The sequence below is a fragment of the Pseudidiomarina xizangensis genome (genome assembly GCF_052541995.1).
In genome coordinates this window covers 1,062,528-1,082,863 of sequence record NZ_JBOBQA010000001.1, presented here as the reverse complement: position 1 = coordinate 1,082,863, position 20,336 = coordinate 1,062,528, and the positions used below count along the sequence as shown (strand labels likewise).

The 20,336-nt window shown below is 50.5% G+C and carries 15 protein-coding genes and 1 pseudogene; 9 read left to right on the top strand and 7 right to left on the bottom strand.

Annotation, left to right across the window (positions count from 1 at the left end; genetic code table 11):
- Positions 1-4 precede the first annotated feature (4 nt).
- The 5 genes from ACQ5ES_RS05250 to ACQ5ES_RS05230 form a co-directional block, all read right to left on the bottom strand.
- Entirely contained in the window at positions 5-1,618 is a 1,614-nt protein-coding gene (locus ACQ5ES_RS05250) for a DUF4331 domain-containing protein (RefSeq protein ID WP_445014883.1), read from the bottom strand.
- 92 nt (positions 1,619-1,710) lie between these two features.
- Positions 1,711-2,388 carry an anti-sigma factor gene (locus ACQ5ES_RS05245; RefSeq protein WP_445014882.1) on the bottom strand — a complete coding sequence of 226 codons (678 nt, stop codon included), beginning with the start codon at positions 2,386-2,388 and terminating at the stop codon, positions 1,711-1,713.
- Positions 2,385-2,930, bottom strand: a complete 546-nt coding sequence (locus ACQ5ES_RS05240; RefSeq protein ID WP_445014881.1) for a sigma-70 family RNA polymerase sigma factor — start codon at positions 2,928-2,930, stop codon at positions 2,385-2,387. Before ACQ5ES_RS05240 ends, ACQ5ES_RS05245 begins: the two co-directional genes overlap by 4 nt.
- A 181-nt stretch (positions 2,931-3,111) precedes the next feature.
- Positions 3,112-3,888 carry a 3'(2'),5'-bisphosphate nucleotidase CysQ gene (gene cysQ, locus ACQ5ES_RS05235; RefSeq protein ID WP_445014880.1) on the bottom strand — a complete coding sequence of 259 codons (777 nt, stop codon included), beginning with the start codon at positions 3,886-3,888 and terminating at the stop codon, positions 3,112-3,114.
- An 80-nt stretch (positions 3,889-3,968) separates the two neighbouring features.
- Complete coding sequence (locus ACQ5ES_RS05230) at positions 3,969-4,091, bottom strand: TFIIB-type zinc ribbon-containing protein (protein WP_445014879.1); 123 nt, start codon at positions 4,089-4,091, stop codon at positions 3,969-3,971.
- 285 nt (positions 4,092-4,376) lie between these two features.
- Between ACQ5ES_RS05230 and ACQ5ES_RS05225 the strand changes: the two genes are divergently transcribed.
- Together ACQ5ES_RS05225 and ACQ5ES_RS05220 are read left to right on the top strand one after the other, a co-directional pair.
- Positions 4,377-4,766 (top strand): cytochrome c oxidase assembly factor Coa1 family protein, encoded by a 390-nt coding sequence (locus tag ACQ5ES_RS05225; RefSeq protein ID WP_445014878.1) that lies wholly within the window; start codon positions 4,377-4,379, stop codon positions 4,764-4,766.
- 89 nt (positions 4,767-4,855) lie between these two features.
- Positions 4,856-5,548, top strand: coding sequence for a transposase (locus tag ACQ5ES_RS05220; protein ID WP_445014877.1), 693 nt, complete (start codon positions 4,856-4,858; stop codon positions 5,546-5,548).
- A gap of 69 nt (positions 5,549-5,617) precedes the next feature.
- Here the strand turns inward: ACQ5ES_RS05220 and ACQ5ES_RS05215 are convergent, their stop codons facing one another.
- Complete coding sequence (locus tag ACQ5ES_RS05215; RefSeq protein WP_445014876.1) at positions 5,618-7,174, bottom strand: MBL fold metallo-hydrolase RNA specificity domain-containing protein; 1,557 nt, start codon at positions 7,172-7,174, stop codon at positions 5,618-5,620.
- A 251-nt stretch (positions 7,175-7,425) separates the two neighbouring features.
- On the opposite strand from ACQ5ES_RS05215, the gene ACQ5ES_RS05210 reads away from it, so the two are divergent.
- Positions 7,426-9,330: a polysaccharide biosynthesis protein gene (locus ACQ5ES_RS05210; protein WP_445014875.1), complete on the top strand. Its 1,905-nt coding sequence runs from the start codon at positions 7,426-7,428 to the stop codon at positions 9,328-9,330.
- Here ACQ5ES_RS05210 and csrA read toward each other — a convergent pair.
- Positions 9,327-9,509 (bottom strand): carbon storage regulator CsrA, encoded by a 183-nt coding sequence (csrA, locus tag ACQ5ES_RS05205; RefSeq protein ID WP_445014874.1) that lies wholly within the window; start codon positions 9,507-9,509, stop codon positions 9,327-9,329. The genes ACQ5ES_RS05210 and csrA overlap by 4 nt on opposite strands.
- A 377-nt stretch (positions 9,510-9,886) precedes the next feature.
- Between csrA and ACQ5ES_RS05200 the strand changes: the two genes are divergently transcribed.
- The 6 genes and pseudogenes from ACQ5ES_RS05200 (at position 9,887) to ACQ5ES_RS05175 (ending at position 20,166) form a co-directional block, all read left to right on the top strand.
- A complete protein-coding gene (locus ACQ5ES_RS05200; protein WP_445014873.1) occupies positions 9,887-10,069 on the top strand; it encodes a hypothetical protein in 183 nt (60 codons plus the stop codon).
- A 73-nt stretch (positions 10,070-10,142) separates the two neighbouring features.
- Positions 10,143-12,875, top strand: coding sequence for a putative bifunctional diguanylate cyclase/phosphodiesterase (locus ACQ5ES_RS05195; protein WP_445014872.1), 2,733 nt, complete (start codon positions 10,143-10,145; stop codon positions 12,873-12,875).
- A 201-nt stretch (positions 12,876-13,076) separates the two neighbouring features.
- Positions 13,077-15,020 (top strand): acetate--CoA ligase, encoded by a 1,944-nt coding sequence (acs, locus tag ACQ5ES_RS05190; RefSeq protein WP_445014871.1) that lies wholly within the window; start codon positions 13,077-13,079, stop codon positions 15,018-15,020.
- A 256-nt stretch (positions 15,021-15,276) separates the two neighbouring features.
- A pseudogene (locus ACQ5ES_RS05185) lies at positions 15,277-15,384 on the top strand (DNA-binding response regulator); the annotation flags it as partial.
- Between the two features lie 104 nt (positions 15,385-15,488).
- Entirely contained in the window at positions 15,489-19,727 is a 4,239-nt protein-coding gene (locus ACQ5ES_RS05180) for a S8 family serine peptidase (protein WP_445014870.1), read from the top strand.
- Between the two features lie 19 nt (positions 19,728-19,746).
- Positions 19,747-20,166, top strand: a complete 420-nt coding sequence (locus ACQ5ES_RS05175; protein ID WP_445014869.1) for a putative periplasmic lipoprotein — start codon at positions 19,747-19,749, stop codon at positions 20,164-20,166.
- Positions 20,167-20,336 lie beyond the last annotated feature (170 nt).

The following is a 20,336-nucleotide window of genomic DNA, read 5'->3' as shown; positions in this document are numbered from 1 at the left end:
TCTCCTATTCAGCTGAGCCTGAGATTGGCGTGATCAAGTATGGGAAGCTGCTATCGACGAAGCTGGCATCCAATGGCGCACCATCGGTAAACGGAGCATTGCCGACGTTAGCATCTTCTGGTGCACAGTAACCTAAGTTTACGGGTTCACCGTTCACAGGGATGTCGTGACACAAGGCACCCATCATTACGCGCAATGCGATATCAACCACGTCATCACCAGGACGACGACCGTTAGGGAAGCCAGCTAAATCATCACCGGCGACGCCATAAGGCGATTGCATTGCTGCTGGTGTTGCTGGGATCGCAGTATTCAGACGCAGCATTTCGGATGCAGTAACCATAGCTTGTTGGTTCACGCCCGGAAAACCGGTTAAGAATGCCGCTACCAGATCTTCGCGCGGATAGTTGGTTGGCGCGATGGTTTCGTAGTTGGTACCTAACGTGTTATTGACCGCATCGCGGAACAACAGGTCCAAAATCACTGGTAGGGTTGGGTGTGTCACGAAGTCAGCAAACTGACCGTCGTCGCTTGGGTGTGCACCGCTGAAACTGTCTTTGGCATCAAGACCGATAACGAGCTCGTTGACCAAAGGTGAGCTGAGTCGTGATACTTGCACTAAGGCACCGCCGTTAACTTCAGGCTTGGCAAGATCGGCTTCAGGGTTAAGGATGCGCGCCTGTGGCAAGCTAGCCGTAGTCCACGCACCGATAACACCGTTGCCTGAGTCGGCGACACATGAAGTTGGTACTTCTAAGGCGATGGTGTTGACGTTCTTATCAGCCAAATCATCGTTCGCGGTAGATTGAGTAATGCCTCCTGGGAAGCCGCCGCCATCACCTGCACCCGGGGCACTGTCGCCTTCAACTGGAACATAGTTTACCAGGTCGAAGGTTTTGCCGAGGTTCACGGTAAAGGGGTCTTTGCGTTGACCAACAAATACGCGGCCTGGGCTTGAGCAGTTCGGAATGTTGATGTCATATACGTACTGATCGGCGTAATCCTGGTAAGCGCTGGCGCTACTGAAGGTTTTGTCACCGACGTAGGCGTAAGGCTTCACAAATTCCATTTCTCCACTCGAGCCGTTGACTGTGCTGCGCGTACCAGAGTCTTGGGCACCGCTAACAAGTTCGACTTGATAGGTTTCACGGAAATTGAGTGCGCTGTTGTCACCGGCACTGACGCCGCCAATGTGTTTCAAGGGGACACTGACGTCGCGGCTGTTGCCATCGGGTCCAACGGTAAGTTTGACGCCGCCATTTGGCTGGTCGTTTTGGAAACGAAACTCGAAGGTGTAGTCTTCAACGGCGTCGCCGTCAGCATCAATATGGATAGCGTAAACTGCGGCTGGATCCATGGCAAAGTAGTTAGGACCGCCGTACGCATCTTGTAACGGCACGTAGTTGGCAAGCAAGGTAACATAACCTTCGCGGCCAGTTTCGTAACTGTTAAAGAGGTAAAAGTCGGTGGAGTCAACAGTTGGAAAGCGGCTGATATTTGGCGCTTCACGGTGACTCGATGCTTGTGCTGCACCAGCTAACAGTAGTGTGGTAACAGCGACCGCCACACAGCTTTTCTTGGCGGTGGTACTGGTTTTATTGAATGTTACGTTGTTCATGGTAATCCCTCGCAATCGTTGTTGTTAAGTTGTCTTGCATTAACAACTCCGATCGTGAGGGGATTTTGGATGCAAAAAAGTTTCAGTTTTTTTTAACTCTTTGAAACCTTTATGAAATCTGTGGTGAATAGAACAGGACCGCTGGGCCCTGCGAGCGGCGAACCACCGATTGGCTCACGACTGACGGCCAGGGCTGCGATCTCTTGCAGATTGACGTTTGCCGGAACGTTAAGGGGTCGGGTTCCCTGTTGCGGTAACAGACCTAAACTAATAGGGGCTGCCCCTCCTTTGGGAAGCATCCACAACTCATAATCTTCGTTGCTGAGCGGAGTAATTGCGCCCACTGCGGCGACGTTGAGTACTTGTTCGCGCTGTTCGAGCAACCATAAGGTGCGAGCTTCACTTTGAATGACGGCAATGCGCTCAGGTTGCGGTGCGCTTGGCATAAGTAGCGCTTGGTTGAGCGTGAGCACGACCAGTACCGTCGCAAGTGCGGCGGTTAGCCAACGCCATCCTGAGCTCGATGTGGCGGTTTGCCGGCGCCAACCGAGACGAGTTTCGATGGCGTCCCAAGTGCTTTTTGGTGCTGCTTTGTCGGGCAGTTGAGCGGCCAGCTCATTGAGGTGCAGCTCCCAGAATGTGACTTCGTCGCGTAAGTTTGGATGCTCCATTAACAGGCGTTGGAATTTCCTGCGAGCCTGCCCACGCATGCTGCCAAGGACGTAACGCGCGGCGAGTTCATGTTGTCGTTCGATAAATTGATAGTTCATCGTTGTAAGCACCCCTTCAGACTTTCGAGACCGCGGCGGATCCAGCTTTTGACTGTACCTAACGCTTCGCTTAAGTAAGCACTAACTTCGTGGTGACTTAGGCCATAAATAAATGCCAGTTGGATACTTTGCCGGGTGTCTGGTTGCAGCTCGTCGAGACAGCGTTCGAGTTGGACGGCGTTTTGGTTATTGCTGAGCTTGATCTCCAGGTGCTCGCTTTCACTCGAGGGGAGGTCAGGCAATGCATCACTGCCGAGCGTCTGGTTGCCCTTGCTGCGCAGCATGTCGATGGAACGGTAGCGCACCATGCTAATTAACCAACTCATGACGCTGCCGCGTTGCGTCGAATAATCGCTGGCGCTGTGCCAGACCTTGATAAAAGCGTCTTGTAAGGCTTCTTCAGCCCAGTCTTCGCGCCTGAGAATGTGCATGCTTACTGAGTAAAGTTTGTCGGACGTGGCGAGGTACAGCTGCTTGAACGCCTCGCGGTCGCCCAGAGCGATCTGTTGCAGATGCCGCCCCAGTTGTTCGGGTGTACTCATACGTGCTCCTTTTGTTGTTCTAAGTTATTTGGTGTGTCCTAGTATAGTACGTTTTAGTGGAGTGTTTGGATGCAGTCAATCCTAGAAGGGGCTGCCCTTACAATGTAAAGATGCTTTCAGCAGGGGGGGCTGCCCTTACAATGTAAAGATGCTTTCAGCAAGGGGGGCTGCCCCTGCTGAACTAATTAACGATAAAATGCTGATTTAAAAGAGATTCTTTGGTGTTGTAAGATAACGGCTTATGATCGAGTGTGTTTACTTCGCCGCCGGCAGCCAGCACTATCGCATGCGCGGCTGCGGTGTCCCACTCAGAAGTGGGGCCCAGGCGTGGGTAGAGGTCGGCTTGGCTTTCAGCGATAAGGCATAATTTCAATGAGCTGCCCATAGGGACCATTTCGTACGGCTGCTTTAGCTGATCGAGGTATGCTTGCATGTCGGGTGACTGATGCGAGCGTGAGCCGACGATTTTGAGCGTTTCCGGTTTAGCGTTTTGCCGCGCATGAATAGGGCTGGAGTTTTTAAACGCGCCGAGTTGTTGCGATGCACTGTACATGGTGTCTGTCGCTGGTGCATAAACTACACCGGCAATCGGCTGACGTTGATGGATAAGTGCAATATTAACGGTGAACTCGCCGTTGCGCTTGATGAATTCTTTGGTACCGTCGAGCGGGTCGATGAGCCAGTAGGTTTGCCATTGCTGACGTTCTTGCCAGCTTATGGCGGCCGACTCTTCGGATAGTTGTGGTAAATTTGCTAGCGCGGCGTCTGAAATGGTTGTGAGCTTCGTGTGAATTATTTCGTGCGCTGCTAAATCAGCCTGCGTCAGCGGACTGTCATCGCCTTTGGCTTGCACCGAAATGCGCGCGGGGAAATCATTCGCTTGGTAAAATTCCATGATCGCGGCGCCAGCCTGGCGCGCGATCGTTTCAACTTCCTTTAATACCTGATTGCTGATCATCTGTAGGCAACTTCCTTTTGTATGACATCTACTCATTCGTCAGCGTGGGATGGTACTAGTTTCGATTACAGCGGAGCAAATTAAAAGTCGAACAGTTCACCGCGGTCTAGCCACACTCCTCGGCATTTCGGGCAATAGTCGATTTCCACACCTTGTCGATCGGTCATCATCAGATTTTCTTCAGGGCATACAGGACATTTCATAGCTTCCACCTAGTTAAGTTTGTTTGTATTTGAATGAGATGCTTGACGTTGCGCAAAGTTCCACGGCTATAACAAACCTCAGAGGAGGGGCAGCCCTTACAATGTAAAGACGTTTTTCGAAAGGGGGGCTGCCCCTCCTTGTGACGTGCGTGCAAATTCCGTGTGGAAAACGCTATACTCCCGTCATCAGTACGGATACTTATAAGGGCAAAGAATGATTTTAGTAACTTGGCATGCAGAATCCGGATGGCTACCGCGGAGCTAACAATTTAAAAGGAATTGTAAGTGAATAGAGATCTTAAGTGGCTGATTTTTGGGTTGGGTATTGCGGCTTTATTAGCAGTGATTTTTGCGGTGTTCATTTATTTTATAATGAACCTGATTAAGGGTGAGGCTTACGAACTTTCGCTTACGGCTGTTTCTGAACATGCTGCAGTAGAGGCGTTGATCGGTGAGCCTATCGAACCTGGATTGCTGGTGCTTGGTAATGTGAATATCAGTGGCCCAAGCGGCAATGCTGAGCTGCAATACGATGTTTCAGGTCCTAAAGGTGAAGCTACAGTTTACGCTTATGCCATTCGCGATGCTGGCGAGTGGCAATTAATACGGGTCATTGTTGATGTCGACGGGGCACGCGAGCGGTTCGATGTGGTGGCGCCGAACGACTCGCTTTAGGGGGGCTGCCCCTCCTTTTTGATTGCGGCTCAGGAAGAGGGGGCTGCCCCTTCTGCTATAATTAACCTCCACACAACAAGGAGGTTGTTATGCCAAATCGTAAAAGAAACGACGTGCCTGGGGTTGCGCTGCATATTACGCAGCGAGGGAATAATCGCCAGGTGATTTTTCAGGATACGGAAGACTATCAGCGCTTTGCCGGATTGTTGATCAAGTATTCAGATAAGTATGATATTTCTGTGCATGCATGGATGTTTATGCCCAACCACATTCACTTACTAGCAACGCCGGCTGAACGCAAAAAAACTGGGCGTATGATGATGTGTATAACGGGGGCATACACCAGTTATTACAACCGGAAATACCAACGGACGGGCACTTTGTATGAAAAGCGCTACCATTCGTCGCTGGTTGACGATGATGAGTATGCCATCACTGCTTATCGTTACATTGAGCTAAACCCCGTAAAAGCACGGCTGGTCTCGCATCCGAGGAAATGGCATTGGAGCTCGTACCGACATAATGCTGAGGGACTGCAATCTTCTTTCTTGATTCCACACTTCTCATTTCTGCGACTCGAAGATACTTTACCAAGGTGTCGGAAGGTCTATCGCCAACTGGTTAACGAGACTGATGTTCATGGTGCCGCGTACGCTGCGATTCGTAAGCAAATTCGTCACGCACAGCGACGGCAGTCTGCGTTTGGCAGCGAGGCCTTTCGTGAACGTATGGAAGCAAAACTGGGATACAAATTCGCAAAAAACGATCCTGATAAAAGTTAAGGAGGGGCAGCCCCTCCTAGCGAGCGCCTCTTTACAATGTAAGGGCTGCCCCTTCTTTGGGGATTGGGTTTAGGGTGAGGGGGCTGCCCCTTCTGTGGGCAGGAGTGCGGCGAGCGCGGCGCGGGCGTCGTCGTCGCCGTGGATGAGGCGAATTTCGCCGACCGGCGGCGAGGCGCTGCGAACGAAGTCGATAAGCTCGGCTTGGTCAGCATGGGCGGAGTAGCCGCCGAGGGTGTGGATGCCGGCGCGGATAGTGATTCGTTCATGGTCGAGGTCGACGTAGCCACCGCTGGGGCCGTAGCGCTGTATGTCGCGGCCGGGAGTTCCAACAGCTTGGTAGCCGACGAAAATGACATCGGTACGTGGGTCGGGGAGCAGTGCTTTTAAGTAGTTGACCATGCGTCCTCCGGCACACATGCCGCTGGCGGCGATCACGATGCAAGGCTCTCCGGACGACTTCAAAAAATTCACAATATGTTCGTGATCGTCATGGCTCTCCACCGTATGCAGCCGTGAAAAATCCAATGGATTACGTCCTTTGGTCTGCAAATTTAAAGCTTCCTGGTCCCACAAATACGATAGCTGCTGATAAAGCGCGGTGAATTCAGCAGCCATCGGTGAGTCGAGAATGACCGTAATCTTCGGCCAGATACCGTCGTTACTGGCAATGATATCTTCGATTTCGTACAACAGTTCCTGGGTACGTCCTATACTAAAAGCAGGGATAAGTACGGCGCCGCCGTCGGCAACACAACGTTCGATGACGCCGCGCAACCGCGACGATCGATCGACACGTGATTCGTGTAAGCGATTGCCGTAAGTACTTTCTAAAAACAGTAGATCGGCGCGCTCCAATGGCTGTGGGTCTGGCAATAGCGGTGTGTTGCGACAGCCCAAGTCACCGGAAAAGACGACGCGATAGCCGTCGGATAAGTCAGTTAGCTGTGCGCAATAAAAAGGTTTGGAGCTAGCGGATTCAAAGGCTGCCGGTGCGTTAGGGGGTAATTGGTGGAGCCACTCGAATTCGACGTAAGCGGAGCCGAGAATATGTCCTGCCTGACGAAAGCGCAGCCGCACAGCCCGCGCCGAACCCAAACCCAACCCAGAACCCAACCCCAACCCAGAACCCAACCCCAACCCCAACCCCAACCCCAACCCAGAACCCTCCCCCAACCCAGAAGCCGAACCCTCCCCCGTAACCGCCAGCCAGCACCAGTCGTCATAGTGCACCGGCACCAGCATTCGGCGCAGGCGTGACAATACTGCGGCAATCAATTCGGGGTCGCGGGTGACGCCAAGTTTAAGCGCATCCTCGATGACCAGCGGTAATAAATGAGCCGTGGCCGAGGTGCAATAAATTGGTCCGGTAAAGCCTGCCATCAGCAAGTAGGGTACGCGGCCAACGTGGTCGATGTGGGTATGAGTGATGATTAACGCCTGTACCGCATCCAGCGAGAATTCGATCTCGGGGGATGAAGAGCCGGCGCCACCGCCGGAAACTTCAGCGCCCTGGAATAGCCCGCAATCGATCAACACCGAACAGGATTCGCCGAGGAAAAGTTCGTGACACGAGCCGGTAACGCCAGCGAAAGCGCCATGATGCTTAACTCGAGGTGACCGAGTCATAGGCTATTATTCTCGGCCAAAACGGCGGTTTTCAATTGCTGTAGGGGGTGCATAAATCCTCACGAATTAGAGTAAGAAATCGGCAAATAAGCTAATCATTTAAAAACATAAGAAACACAAAAAGATTACACTGGCTATGAATATCTGCCAAGAAAAAATTTGGTAAAGGTTGTCGGAAAATGCAAGTGTCGCTATACTTTCGGCTATAAGGAATCCACGATAGCCATTCATTTACTGGGATGTAAATACACGTGAAACTACTTACCTCTTTATTACAACTGCCTCGAGCTGCCAAGCGCGCTATTAGCGTGATCATCGATATTTTTGCAATCCTGCTGTCACTCGCTTTGGCTTTAGTTTTAAGCCGTGACGTACTTAGCATTGAATCTGCTCTGAGTTGGATGGCGGTAGTAACCTGGCTATTGATTGGCTCGATTGCGGTGTTCATCAAACTCGGACTTTATCGTGCAGTGGTGCGCTATGTTTCGGTACGCGCATTTGGTGTTGTGCTTATCGGGGCGGCGATTTCCACCCTGTTTTTGTGGGGGCTGTTAGTCGCCTTTGGGGTGAATTTGCCGCCCACGGGGATTGTCAACTACGGCTTGACTGCGTTGCTGATTATTGGTGGTAGCCGGTTTGCCATGCGTGAGTTGTACCATCGCATGGTCAGTCGCAAAAAAATTCCGGTAATGATTTACGGTGCCGGTTCTGCCGGGCGTCAGTTGGCGCAAGCATTGAACAATGGTGAAGAGTTTGCGCCGGCGGTGTTAGTCGATGATGATAAAACCTTGCAGAGCACCTTGCTACTTGGCATACCGGTGATTGATCCGTCGCAAGTGACTGAGGCTGTGGAGCGCTATGGTATTCAGCGTATTTTGCTTGCGCTACCCAGTGCCTCGCGATCGGTTCGAAAACAAATTCTTGAATCTTTAGAGTCACTTAATGTGAAGGTTCAGACGGTTCCTGGAATGGCTGATATGGTTAATGGCGACATGTCTATTGATCAGTTGCAGGATGTGCGGATTGAAGATTTATTAGGTCGTGATCCGGTTGCTCCCGATCCGGCGCTGATGCAGCAGCATATTCGTAATAAGGTGGTGTTGGTGACAGGTGCTGGCGGTTCCATTGGTTCGGAGCTGTGTCGTCAGATTGTCCTGCAGAAACCTAAAGCTCTGGTTTTGTATGAAATTTCGGAGTTTGGTTTATACAGTATTGAGCGTGAGCTAGCTGAAATTATCCAGCGACATAACCTTGAAAACATAACGATTTACCCGATTATTGGTACCGTGCAGCGGCGCAATCGTATTGCCGCCGTGATGAAATCCTTTCGTGTGCAGACGGTTTACCACGCCGCGGCATACAAGCATGTGCCGTTAGTCGAGTTCAATATGGTCGAGGGTGTGCGGAACAACGTGTTCGGCACTTGGCATACGGCTGAGGCGGCGATTGCAGCCAATGTTGAGCTGTTTGTGCTGATTTCTACTGATAAAGCGGTGCGCCCGACCAACGTCATGGGTACGACTAAACGCCTGGCTGAGTTGGTTTTACAAGGGCTGGCGCAACGCAACGGTAGTGCGACTCGTTTTTGTATGGTGCGGTTTGGCAATGTGTTGGGATCGTCGGGCTCGGTAGTGCCGTTGTTTAAAAAGCAGATTGAGCAGGGCGGTCCGGTGACGGTCACGCATCCGGATATTACCCGCTATTTTATGACCATTCCCGAGGCGGCTCAGCTGGTGATTCAAGCCGGAACTATGGGCGATTCGGGCGCGGTATTTGTGTTGGATATGGGCGAGCCAGTGAAGATTATCGATATGGCGCGCAAGATGATTCATCTAAGTGGTCGCGAGATCTGTTCGAAGCAACATCCGACCGGTGATATTGAGATCGTTTACAGTGGCTTACGTCCGGGCGAGAAGCTTTACGAAGAGTTACTGATTGGCGACGACGTGGTGGAGTGTGATCATCCGCGCATCTGCCGCGCTCGGGAGTTGACGATGGCTTGGCCTGAAGTGGAAGTGTTGCTGGAGCGCTTGAATGACGCGTGCCAGAATTTCCGTATTGACGATTTGCGTCAACTGCTACTGGATTCACCTACGGGATACAAGCCCAGTGAGGAAGGTATCAATGATTTGATTTGGGCTAAAATGCAGCCCTAGTTATTCTGCTCAGCTAATTCTTGCTGAATTTTGTAGTAGACTTCTTCGCGGTGCACCGCAATTTCACGCGGTGCATCAATTTGAATCCGCACCTGTGAACCGCGGACTTCCGCAATGGTAATGGTGACGTCGTCACCAATTTTTAATGATTCCCCTACCTTCCGACTCAAGATGAGCATAGTATTGATTTCCCTTGTTATTCTTATTATTCCAAGCATTTTGAATGTTTTAGTAATGTGAAGTATAAATGATTTCCGTGTGATATTTCGAGGATTTTTTTCAGATAAATATATTAGCGTACTGCAGTTGCCCCAGCAGCGCAGTGCAGCTGCACTGTTGCCCAAATAATGGCCCAAGCTATAACCCAACAAAAGCAGTGGTTACGGCCTATTTAAAGCGCCACCGACTCCACATATTTGTCATTTGTCATATATTGCGTAAAGCTTGCGTGCCGTTTTAGGATCGTGAAATAAAGTTTTAAAAGTAAGGATGCTGGATCATGAGATCGAGTCGGAAATTAAGGAAAATAACGCTATACCGTGGCGACGAGTCGGTCATGAACTACTCCCAACATGCGACAGATTCTGTCGTTGCTGCTTTAGGTTCAATTCGCCGTGAATTTCGTCGCAATCCTGGCCTAACCCACGCTGTAGTGACAGATGGTAGCGACCGTACTTGGCATATCGGTAGAAATCTGAGCCATTTGAGAGTTCTTTGGTTAAGTTTTCGCTTAAAGTAAAAGCGCTATTCAACTTTAACGAAGTATGTTTATATGGTTTGAACGTTAATGTAAACGTATAGACAACTGGCCGATGAAAATAATAAATACAGACTTGCAGGCTAGAGCAGTTTTACAGCTAGTGACGGCAACGGCACTGTTTTTCGCTGGCACACTGATTTTCGGGTATCGCCTGCTCGAGCCAACCCAACAGTTAGTTTACCACTCCATCAGCTCATCATTCCAAGTGCTGATGATTGCTATTGGCGGCAGTGTATTACTACGCAGTTACAAGCGCGAACATAAGCACTATCGTCGTTTTGCTTCTCTGCTTGCGGCACTAGCCGTTCTGGCCATTATCGACGGTAGTACCGGTAGCATATTTGATCATTTCGACGCGCAAATTCCAGTTTACCTGTACCTAATATACTTGCCGCTGGCACTTAGTTTATTGCCTATATTTCCGCCAGCGGAGCAGCGCCGTGCGTGGCAGCAGGAATTTATCAAGCTTAATGCGGGTTATGCGCTGGGTGTTGCCAGTTTGTCATTCACTTTTTTGTTGCTGCATTTGTTTCTAAAGTCGCCTCTGGTGGCGAAACACCCCACCGGAAGTCTGGTTATTTGTGTCACCGGTATACTTGCAGGGGTAGCGATATATAGCACCCATTACCGAGGCCGTAGGCCGTTACCGAGGTTATCCAACGCATCGGCAAATTTCACCTCACTCGCTATCTTTGTGGTGCTGATCTTTGGGTTAGGCATGTTTCATAGCGATATGTCAGGGTTAAAACTAAAGGGCGATCGCGCCATCAAACAACTGCGTGATAGCCGCATCGCATTGGGCGAGTCAAATATCAAACTATTCGAACGTTTAGGTGAACGTTGGAAACTCTATCCCTACGCTGCGCACTCACGTTTGATGGAAGTTGATATTAATGCCTACCTGCAACATATCGATTATCTCGACGCGTTGCTGCTGGTTTCACCTGATAATGAGGTTGTTTTTGAACGGTTGAAGCCATCGCGCCCGAGCTACCTTGATGAAATGATGACGGATCCCGTGGTACGGCAGGCGCTAGAACAGCCTCCACAAGCAACCCAATTAATAGTTCCCATGTTTGCCGTGGAAAGCCTCAGTGCAAAGGCTATTGTCCGTGTCGCGGTAGATTTTGTTGAGCCAGAGGGTACCGCCGATAGCGGCGTTTATTCCTTGCTTGCATTGCTGGACGTGCGTTCGATGCTCGATTCTACTCTGGTCAACAACATGGAAACCGACATCGAAACCTATACCGAAGTGATGCCTGGCGCCTGGATGGATCGTTCTGGTTTTTGGATCAGTGCTAGCACTCGTGACTATCTTGAAGAGACCGCCATCCGATTGAAATTAGACAGTATGGATATGTACTACAGTAAGGGTGCGCCGGTAATGGCTTATCTGTATAAACTGGATAATCTACAAGAGACGTCAAACCTGCAAATGCTTATTGTCTTAGGTGGGATTAGCTTGGTACTACTGGTGGTACTTGCGGTCGAGCGTAACGTAACGCTGGAAGTACAGGGCAAACAGCTGTTTTATCAGGCGCATCATGATGCCCTAACCGGCTTAATGAACCGCAGCAGCATTGAGGAATACATTGGCCGGCACTTCCATGATAGTCAGGATGTGACAGTACTGTTTATTGATCTCGATGGCTTTACGTTGATCAACGATAGTCTTGGTTTACATGTTGGTGATGCGATTTTGATCCAGTTAGCAGAGCGACTGCAAGGGCAACAGCCACGCCGCAGCGAACTGGCGCGCTTTGCCAGTGATGAATTTATTCTGGTGTTGCAGGGTGCGGTAAATTTCCCGGAACGGGTGAGTACACTGGCGCAAGACATTATGTTAACGGTTGCCCAGCCCTATCGCATTAACGAACACAAAATCTACCTGACGGCCAGTGTCGGAGTAGCGCACCAAACGGGTGATGTACGCTCACCACTGGAATTGATTCAGCGCGCTGATATGGCCATGCATCAGGCGAAGCGTCTGGGTTACAATCACGTGCAAGAATACGACAAGAGTATGGCGCAGCGCTTGCTGTCGACCACGGCGATGCGTAGCAACTTACAGGAAGCTATTGAGCAAGACGAGCTCGAGCTGCATTATCAACCGATCGTGCGCTGTAATGATCAGCAAAGGGTGCAGGTGGAAGCGCTACTACGCTGGCAGCAACAGGATGGTAGCTACATCCCGCCAAGTGAGTTTATTCCACTGGCGGAAATGACCGGGCAAATTGTACCGCTAAGTGAGTGGGTGTTCCGCCGCGCTTGTCACGATGCCGTCAAGCTGCAGCAAAGCGCGAGCAAATTGCGCATGTCAGTGAATATTTCGGCGTTGCATTTTAATCGCGCTAATTTCGTCGACTTTGTCTTGCACACGCTGGCAGAAACCGGTTGCCAGGCGCAATGGTTAGAGTTGGAGCTGACGGAGTCAATTTTACTGGAAGGTACTCAATACGCCATTGAACGTTTGCAGGCCTTACGCACCTATGGCCTGACCATCGCGTTGGATGATTTTGGTACCGGTTTCTCAAGCCTGAGTTGCCTGAAGCGACTGCCGATAGATACCGTTAAAATCGACCGTAGTTTTATTGCTGGCATTCGTCATCATAAAAGTGATCGGGTGCTTGTTGATAGCGTTATTAAAATTGCGCAGAGTCTCGATTTTGCGGTGCTGGCCGAAGGCATCGAGACACGGCAGCAAGCGGAGTTTGTGTCAGATTTGGGTTGTAACTATATGCAGGGTTACTACTTCGGCCGCCCAGTACCATTCAAAAACCTCTAAAGGCAACAGCGATTGGGTTAGAGTTGTGTGCAGCATTGCGGTGCTCCTTTGAAGATGATGTTATTTGCACGAAAAATCATCGATGGGTTGAAGCAAATAATCAATCTAGACTATGGTCTAATGGTCTCGCGCAGACGAATAGCTGAAGGTATACAAAAAGCGAATAGCGAACATCGCTGTTCAAAGTTTTCGGGAGGTTTTATGCAGCAGAACGTATACAAAGTGCCGGTGGAAGCGAAAAACCGCGCCCTTATCGATAATGACCGTTACCTTGAGATGTATCAGCACAGCGTTGCTGATCCGGACGAGTTTTGGCGCGAGCATGGGCAGCGGATCAGTTGGTTCAGCCCCTATAGTAAAGTGAAAAATACCAGTTTCGCGCCGGGTGATATCAGCATTAAGTGGTTTGAAGATGGCACCTTGAACGCTTGTTACAACTGTGTCGATCGGCATTTAGCTGAACGCGGCGACAAGACGGCGATTATTTGGGAGGGGGATGATCCTTCGGTAAGTGACGAAATCAGCTACGAGCAGCTGCATAAAGAGGTTTCGCGGTTTGCTAATGGCCTGAAAAAATTGGATGTTGAAAAAGGTGATCGGGTTGCGATTTACATGCCGATGGTTCCAGAAGCGGCCTACGCGATGCTGGCTTGTGCCCGCATTGGTGCAGTGCATACGGTAATTTTTGGTGGTTTTTCGCCGAATGCGATTGCTGATCGCGTCAATGACTGTGGTGTGAAGGTAGTGATTACGGCTGATGAAGGTCGTCGTGGTGGTAAAACCACGCCATTGAAAGCCAACGTTGATGAAGCTTTGAAAGACGATCGTTGCCCTACTGTTGAGCATGTGGTGGTAGCGAAAGTCACCCACGGTGATGTCGGTTTCGACGACCAGCTTGATGTTTGGTGGGATCAGTTGGTGAAAGATGTACCAATGGAGTGTCAGCCGGAAGTGATGAACGCTGAAGATCCGCTATTTATTCTGTACACATCGGGTTCGACGGGTAAGCCGAAAGGTGTTTTACATACCACCGGTGGTTACATGGTGTGGGCCTCAATCACCCACGAGTATGTATTTGATTATCATGAAGATGATGTTTACTGGTGTGCAGCTGATGTGGGGTGGATCACGGGTCACACTTACATTATTTACGGACCATTAGCGAATGGCGCGAGCACCTTGATGTTTGAGGGACTACCTACTTATCCAGGCATTGGCCGAATTGGTGAGGTAGTGGATAAACATGGTGTTAATGTTCTGTACACGGCACCGACGGCAATTCGTGCATTGATGGCGAAAGGTACGGCGGCGGCGGAAACCAGTAAACGTACCTCGTTGCGTACTTTGGGTTCAGTCGGTGAACCGATTAACCCGGAAGCCTGGGAGTGGTACCACAAGGTCATTGGCGATAGTCGTTGTCCTATTGTTGATACCTGGTGGCAAACGGAGACTGGCGGCATTATGATCACGCCGTTGCCGGGTGCAACGGATCTCAAACCAGGCTCGGCGACACGGCCATTTTTTGGTGTACAACCAGCGCTAGTCAATGCCGATGGCGAGCAAATGGAAGGTGCTGTCAACGGCAATCTGGTGATTAAAGATTCCTGGCCTGGTCAGTCGCGAACCTTATGGGGCGACCATGAACGGTTTGAGCAAACCTATTTCTCCGCCTATAAAAACCTGTACTTCACCGGTGACGGGGCGCGTCGCGACGAGGACGATTACTACTGGATCACTGGTCGCGTTGACGATGTGCTGAATGTTTCTGGCCACCGTTTAGGTACTGCAGAAATAGAAAGCGTGTTAGTTGAGCATCCGGCGATTTCTGAAGCGGCGGTTGTCGGTTATCCACATGACCTGAAAGGGCAGGGTATTTATGTGTATCTTATTGCGATGGAGGGAACTGAGTTAAGCGATGACTTAACTAAAGAAGTGCGTGATTGGGTGCGCAAAGAGTTAAGCCCAATAGCGACGCCAGACTTCATTCATTGGGCACCTGATTTGCCGAAAACACGTTCGGGTAAAATTATGCGTCGTATCTTGCGCAAGATTGCAGCCAACGAGTTTGAAAATCTCGGCGACACCTCTACGCTGGCTGATCCAAGTGTGATAGATTCTTTGATAGAAAATCGCCTGAACAAGTAACCCGTAGTTCTACTACGGGTCTAGTTGGCCGCGCATGCGTTGGTTGTAACGCACGTTAAACCGTAATCTTATTCGGTGCTGCGAACGCTCCTACGAATTGGGTGGTTGATTCAACCACCGCGAAAATCGGGAGAATTTTCCCGTGAGAGAACCACGGGCTACAGCGCATGGCTAAATTTTTAATTGCTGATGATCACCCATTGTTTCGCGAGGCACTGCAAGGTGAGCTTTGTTTTATCCCTAAATCGCTTCGGCACATATTGCCGAAGCGACAGATGCTATTTTTCGCAAACTCGGGGTGTACAGCCGCACACAGGCGGTACTATTAGCTGAACGTCTGCAGTTGGAAGTTCCTGTCAGTTAAATCTTGTTAAGTTTTGTAACATTCTTTACACACTTTCTGTACCTGATCCTTTTATGCCGTGGTATCGTTGAATGATAAAAGGATAGAACAGGAAGGTAGGCAAAATGAAAGATGTATCTCAGGTTATACGACCCGCCGTGGTCGCGCTTGCCGTATTGTCATCATTGACGGTAACGGCTGCAGTGGCGCAACAACTGCGCACGCAAACCATGCAGTCGCCGGAATTAGTTCAGCAACATAGGGTTGCAAAGAAATCCTCGCTCGCTCAGCGCATGGTTAAGAAATACGATGTGACGCGCTTTATTGTTGAGCTAAATGAACCTGCTGCGGCAGTGTATAAGGGCGGCATCGCCGGTTTTGAGCCGACGTCAGCATTGGCAACCAAGAGCGAGCGCTTGCAGCTTAACTCGCCGGCGGTAAAAACCTACCAGCAACACTTGTTGAGCAAACAAACTGAAGTTTTACGTGAACTCAAAGCACGCGTTGGCCAGTTAGAAGCTAAGTATCACTTGACCTTAACTTTCAACGGTCTGGTGGTCGAAATGCCGGGTAAAGTGGCAGACCAACAAGCATTGATTGCGCAGCTTGAGCAAGTGGCTGGCGTGAAGCGCGTCTATAAAGATAAAAAATACTTCGCCACCACGCCAAGCTCAATGGATTTGATCAGTGCACCTGGTGTTTGGAGTCAGCTCGGCGGCCAAGCGGAAGCTGGGCGTGATATAAAAATTGCTATTATCGATGGCGGTATCGATCAGGACCATCCGTTGTTCGCGGACAATGGGCATCCTAGTGTGAGCCGTCCGACGAAAGACGATTACTGCACCACAGAGCCGACTTTCTGTAACGACAAAATTATTGTTGCACGTTGGTACGAGCCGACGGGCGATGTGCACCCTGACGAAACCGAAACACCTGCTGACCACAATGGTCACGGCACTCACGTTGCGGGCACTGCTGCGGGTAACCCTGGCTCGTATACCAGCAACGGCGTAGCCCTAAATGTGACCGGTGTCGCGCCAGGTGCGCATATCATGGTTTACAAAGCATTATTTAGCGACGTTGATGGTAGTGGTAGCGGTAGCAGTTCACAGTTGATTCCCGCACTGGAAGACGCGGTCGCTGATGGAGCCGATGTTATCAACAACTCCTGGGGCAGTGGTCCTGGCGGCGATCCGGCAGATAGTCCGTATCGCTCAGCTTTTGCAGCGGCGCATGAAGCCGGAGTGTTAACGGTAACTGCCGCCGGTAACGATGGTCCTGGTGATCGTACCGTGGGCTGTCCTGGTTGTATCGAAGACGGCTTAACCGTTGCTAGCAGCCAACATGGTCGTGAGATTAGTCCGCGGGTTGCTGCTGCGGGTTTACCTGAAGTGAATGCAGTGATCGGTGATGGCAACTTCTCGATCACGCAAGATATTACAGGGGCTCTCGCGCTAGCTAGTAACGTTGGTGACAATTTAGCCTGTTCTGCTTTCCCGGCAGGAAGTTTTGATAATCAAATCGTTTTAGTCCAACGCGGTAATTGTACTTTTGAGAGTAAGGCGGGCAATGTACAGAATGCTGGCGCTGATGCGATGATCGTGTACAACAACGAAGCCGGCCTGTTGACCATGTCGATGAACGCAGCGACGCTACCATCGGTGCTGATCACTCAGCAAGCGGGTGATGCGATTCGAGCCGAATGGAGCAGTGCAGCTACGGCAACTATTAAAGCACCACAATTAAGAATTATTGAAGAGCAGGAAGACAGCATGTCTTCGTTTAGCTCGCGTGGTCCGAACGGTGACTCCAGCTTCCTGAAACCAGACATTACCGCACCGGGTAGTAATATTCTCGCGCCGGTACCCGATGACACCATCGGTAGCTTGTCGGGCACGTCAATGGCCTCGCCACATGTCGCGGGTGCTGCAGCGCTATTATTAGATCAACGTGGAAGCTTAACGCCTGATCAATTGAAGTCGTTACTGATGACTTCAACAGATAACGGTTTACGTGACGATGACACCATTACTCCAGCAACGCCATTTGACCGCGGTGCCGGACGTTTGAACGTCAGTGCAGCAGCAGGCAGTTTTGTCGTTGTCGATAAGCCATCGCTGGCTAACAATGCTTGTTCATTAAGTTGCTCATTTACTCGTACCTTTACTAACACAGGTAGTACAGCGGTTAGCTTTTCGGTCGAATTTAACTCGGAGAATCCTGAGCTGACGGCTGTCATCGACGAGCCAATCTTTAATTTGGCTGCGGGTGAAAGTAAAGACATCACTTTTGAGCTCGATTCACGTTGGTTGAGTGACGGTTGGGTTTTTGCCGAAGTATTAGCTACCACCAGCGCTAGCAGTCATCCAACCCTGCGTTTACCGGTAGCAATTTATGCGGCATCTTCTGATAACGAAGCCATTGTTACGGTGGCACATACTGCCGGCACTGTTGACGTCGGCACACCTTTCACAATCAATGCGAGGGGTGGGCTTGGTAGCAGCAGTGACCCGGTGACTATTGATGTGCAGTTACCAGACGGCGCAACAGTCGTTGACGGTTCAATAAGCTTTGCTGAGACCCGTTCATCAGCGACAAATAAAGGTCTTGCCGCCGATGAACGCAGCATCACCTGGACTGGCTCGCAAACGGACGAAGCAAATATCAAGTCGTTTACGATCGCTAGCAGCGAGTTTTTCGCGGGTCAGACGATCGAGGATGTAACAGGTTCGGCGCCGTCGAATTCAATCTGTGCTGATGGTTGTGATGACTCCATCTTTACCTTAGCAATTGGGGATTTTGGTGGTGTGTATCTTGATAACGTGCTTTATGAAACCGTGACAATTTCGACCAACGGTATTATCGCGGCCGGCGAACAATCAGCCGCAATGAGTGGTACTGCGAGCAACAGACAAGTTCCAGATAGCTCGCGCACAGCGGGTTTCTGGGCCCCGTTCTGGACAGATCTAGAGATGGGTACCAATGTTGGCGGTGGCCAGATCAACTACGCGGTCGTGGGTGATGGAACCACCGATTATTTGGTTATCGAGTTTGAAAGTGTACGTGAGTGGGATGATGAATCCGGTGATCGTTACAGCTTCTCGATTTGGTACGAGTTGGGGACAGCCAAAGTTTACTTTAACTACATCGATTTGCCGACCAATGAACCTCAGGCGCTAACAATTGGCGCTCAGGCGCCAGCGGATTCGCTCGGTAACTTAGGTATTCAACGCTACTTTGATGGTGTGGGAAGTTACCCCAGTAACGGTACTGTGTTGCAGCCAATGCTTGAACGTGGCGAACGTGCAGCCGTTGAGGTGAGTTTTGACCTGATGGTTGACACTATCGCCGATGCGCCGAATCGCGTGGTACAAACCCAGCGTGATGAAGCGGTTACCATCGACTTAAGCACTGAGTTCGCGGCACCAGGTCGTGACTTGTTAACTCTGGCAACGGTAAGCTCTGGCTCGAGCAGTTACAGCGCGGTGCTGCCACAACAAATCAACGCCGAAGGTGATGTCACAGTTGAAGTTGTCGGCAATGCGAGCAATGGCTCGGTCGAAGTGTTGACTAACAACAACCTGCGCTATTTACCGAATGCAAATTTCGTCGGTACTGACAGCTTTACCTACCGTGGGGTTGATGCCGCAGGACAGTCAACCACAACAGGTACGGTCAGCGTTACGGTGGTTAACAATCCACCAGTAGCGGTGGTCGAATCAATTAGTGGTGGTCAGCAAGCTGACACTGAAGTTGAACTTGATGCCAGCGGTAGTAGTGACCCTGACGGCGATACTTTGAGCTTCAGCTGGCAGCAACTGTCGGGTACCACAGTAGAAATTGCTGATAGCAACCAGGCTGTTGCGCGCATTGTGGTGCCAGCGGTCGAAGAATCGGAAACTGCGGAATTTGAAGTGACAGTATCCGATGGTTTGCAAGCAACGACCGCAACAGTCTTGGTAATCTTCCAGGGCCCAAATGTGGCGCCTAATGCTTCGGCCAACAGTGCCTTGACGCGCGTACCTAGCGGACAGCTTGTCACGCTGAGTGGCGAAACCAGCGGTGACCCAGATAACGATGTTTTGTCGTACAGCTGGGCACAAACAGCAGGTACGGCGGTTGAGTTATCAGGCGCAAATGAAGTCACCGCAACCTTTACTGCACCAACGGTGAGTTCAGAAGAAGATCTAACCTTCCGTCTGACGGTAAGCGATGGTCAGTTGGAAGATACCGATGACGTTACTATCAGTGTTTATCCGCGTGAGTCTGGTGCTGATGGTGAGGAATCATCAGGTAGCTTTGGTGTTTGGTTAGGTTTGTTAGCATTACCGATTATTTGGCTGCGTCGGCGCCCGCAGCGCTAAGGTACAAGGAGTAGTAGCTATGAAATATCTTATCACCAGTGTGACCCTGCTGTTGCTGGCAGGCTGTGGTGGCCCTAAAGAGGAGCCGCTACCTAAGCAGCCTTCGCAACCCATAGAGGTAGAAGAAGCTCAGGCCCGCATGGCGGGTCTTGACCAACAGATTCGCTCTATGATTGGTATGGCGTACGCAGATAACCTTGAGCAATGTCGTTTAGCTGAAGTTGGCCACCGGCCATGTGGTGGTCCACAGTACTATATGGCTTACTCAACGACTGCGTTGGATGAAGAGGCGTTGTTGGAATTAATCGCCGAGCATCGTCAATTGCAAACCAGTTACCAACAACAAAACGATATTGTTGGTACCTGTGAGGTGCTGCCACGGCCAGTGTTAACTCTGCAAGGTGGCCGTTGTATCGCTAGTCCAACCGCCGAGCGTTAAGCTGTAAGTGTTTGAGTAGCGCTTTTAAAGCCGCCGCCAGTTCATTAATAGAGAACTCAGTCAATGCCGTGGTATTTTCGGTAAGTAGGCCCAACCGAAGTTCGCTGCGTTGCCTACTGCGCCAAAGTGAGCAACTGCAAATAGTAAGGCGATATAAGCTAGGGCAACAA

What these genes read in the sequence shown, in the direction of transcription:
- ACQ5ES_RS05250 (WP_445014883.1), bottom strand. Translation starts at nt 1,618, where the DNA reads ATGAACAACGTAACATTCAATAAAACCAGTACCACCGCCAAGAAAAGC.
- ACQ5ES_RS05245 (WP_445014882.1), bottom strand. Translation starts at nt 2,388, where the DNA reads ATGAACTATCAATTTATCGAACGACAACATGAACTCGCCGCGCGTTAC.
- ACQ5ES_RS05240 (WP_445014881.1), bottom strand. Translation starts at nt 2,930, where the DNA reads ATGAGTACACCCGAACAACTGGGGCGGCATCTGCAACAGATCGCTCTG.
- cysQ (WP_445014880.1), bottom strand. Translation starts at nt 3,888, where the DNA reads ATGATCAGCAATCAGGTATTAAAGGAAGTTGAAACGATCGCGCGCCAG.
- ACQ5ES_RS05230 (WP_445014879.1), bottom strand. Translation starts at nt 4,091, where the DNA reads ATGAAATGTCCTGTATGCCCTGAAGAAAATCTGATGATGACCGATCGA.
- ACQ5ES_RS05220 (WP_445014877.1), top strand. Translation starts at nt 4,856, where the DNA reads ATGCCAAATCGTAAAAGAAACGACGTGCCTGGGGTTGCGCTGCATATT.
- ACQ5ES_RS05215 (WP_445014876.1), bottom strand. Translation starts at nt 7,174, where the DNA reads ATGACTCGGTCACCTCGAGTTAAGCATCATGGCGCTTTCGCTGGCGTT.
- csrA (WP_445014874.1), bottom strand. Translation starts at nt 9,509, where the DNA reads ATGCTCATCTTGAGTCGGAAGGTAGGGGAATCATTAAAAATTGGTGAC.
- ACQ5ES_RS05200 (WP_445014873.1), top strand. Translation starts at nt 9,887, where the DNA reads ATGAACTACTCCCAACATGCGACAGATTCTGTCGTTGCTGCTTTAGGT.
- ACQ5ES_RS05195 (WP_445014872.1), top strand. Translation starts at nt 10,143, where the DNA reads ATGAAAATAATAAATACAGACTTGCAGGCTAGAGCAGTTTTACAGCTA.
- acs (WP_445014871.1), top strand. Translation starts at nt 13,077, where the DNA reads ATGCAGCAGAACGTATACAAAGTGCCGGTGGAAGCGAAAAACCGCGCC.
- ACQ5ES_RS05180 (WP_445014870.1), top strand. Translation starts at nt 15,489, where the DNA reads ATGAAAGATGTATCTCAGGTTATACGACCCGCCGTGGTCGCGCTTGCC.
- ACQ5ES_RS05175 (WP_445014869.1), top strand. Translation starts at nt 19,747, where the DNA reads ATGAAATATCTTATCACCAGTGTGACCCTGCTGTTGCTGGCAGGCTGT.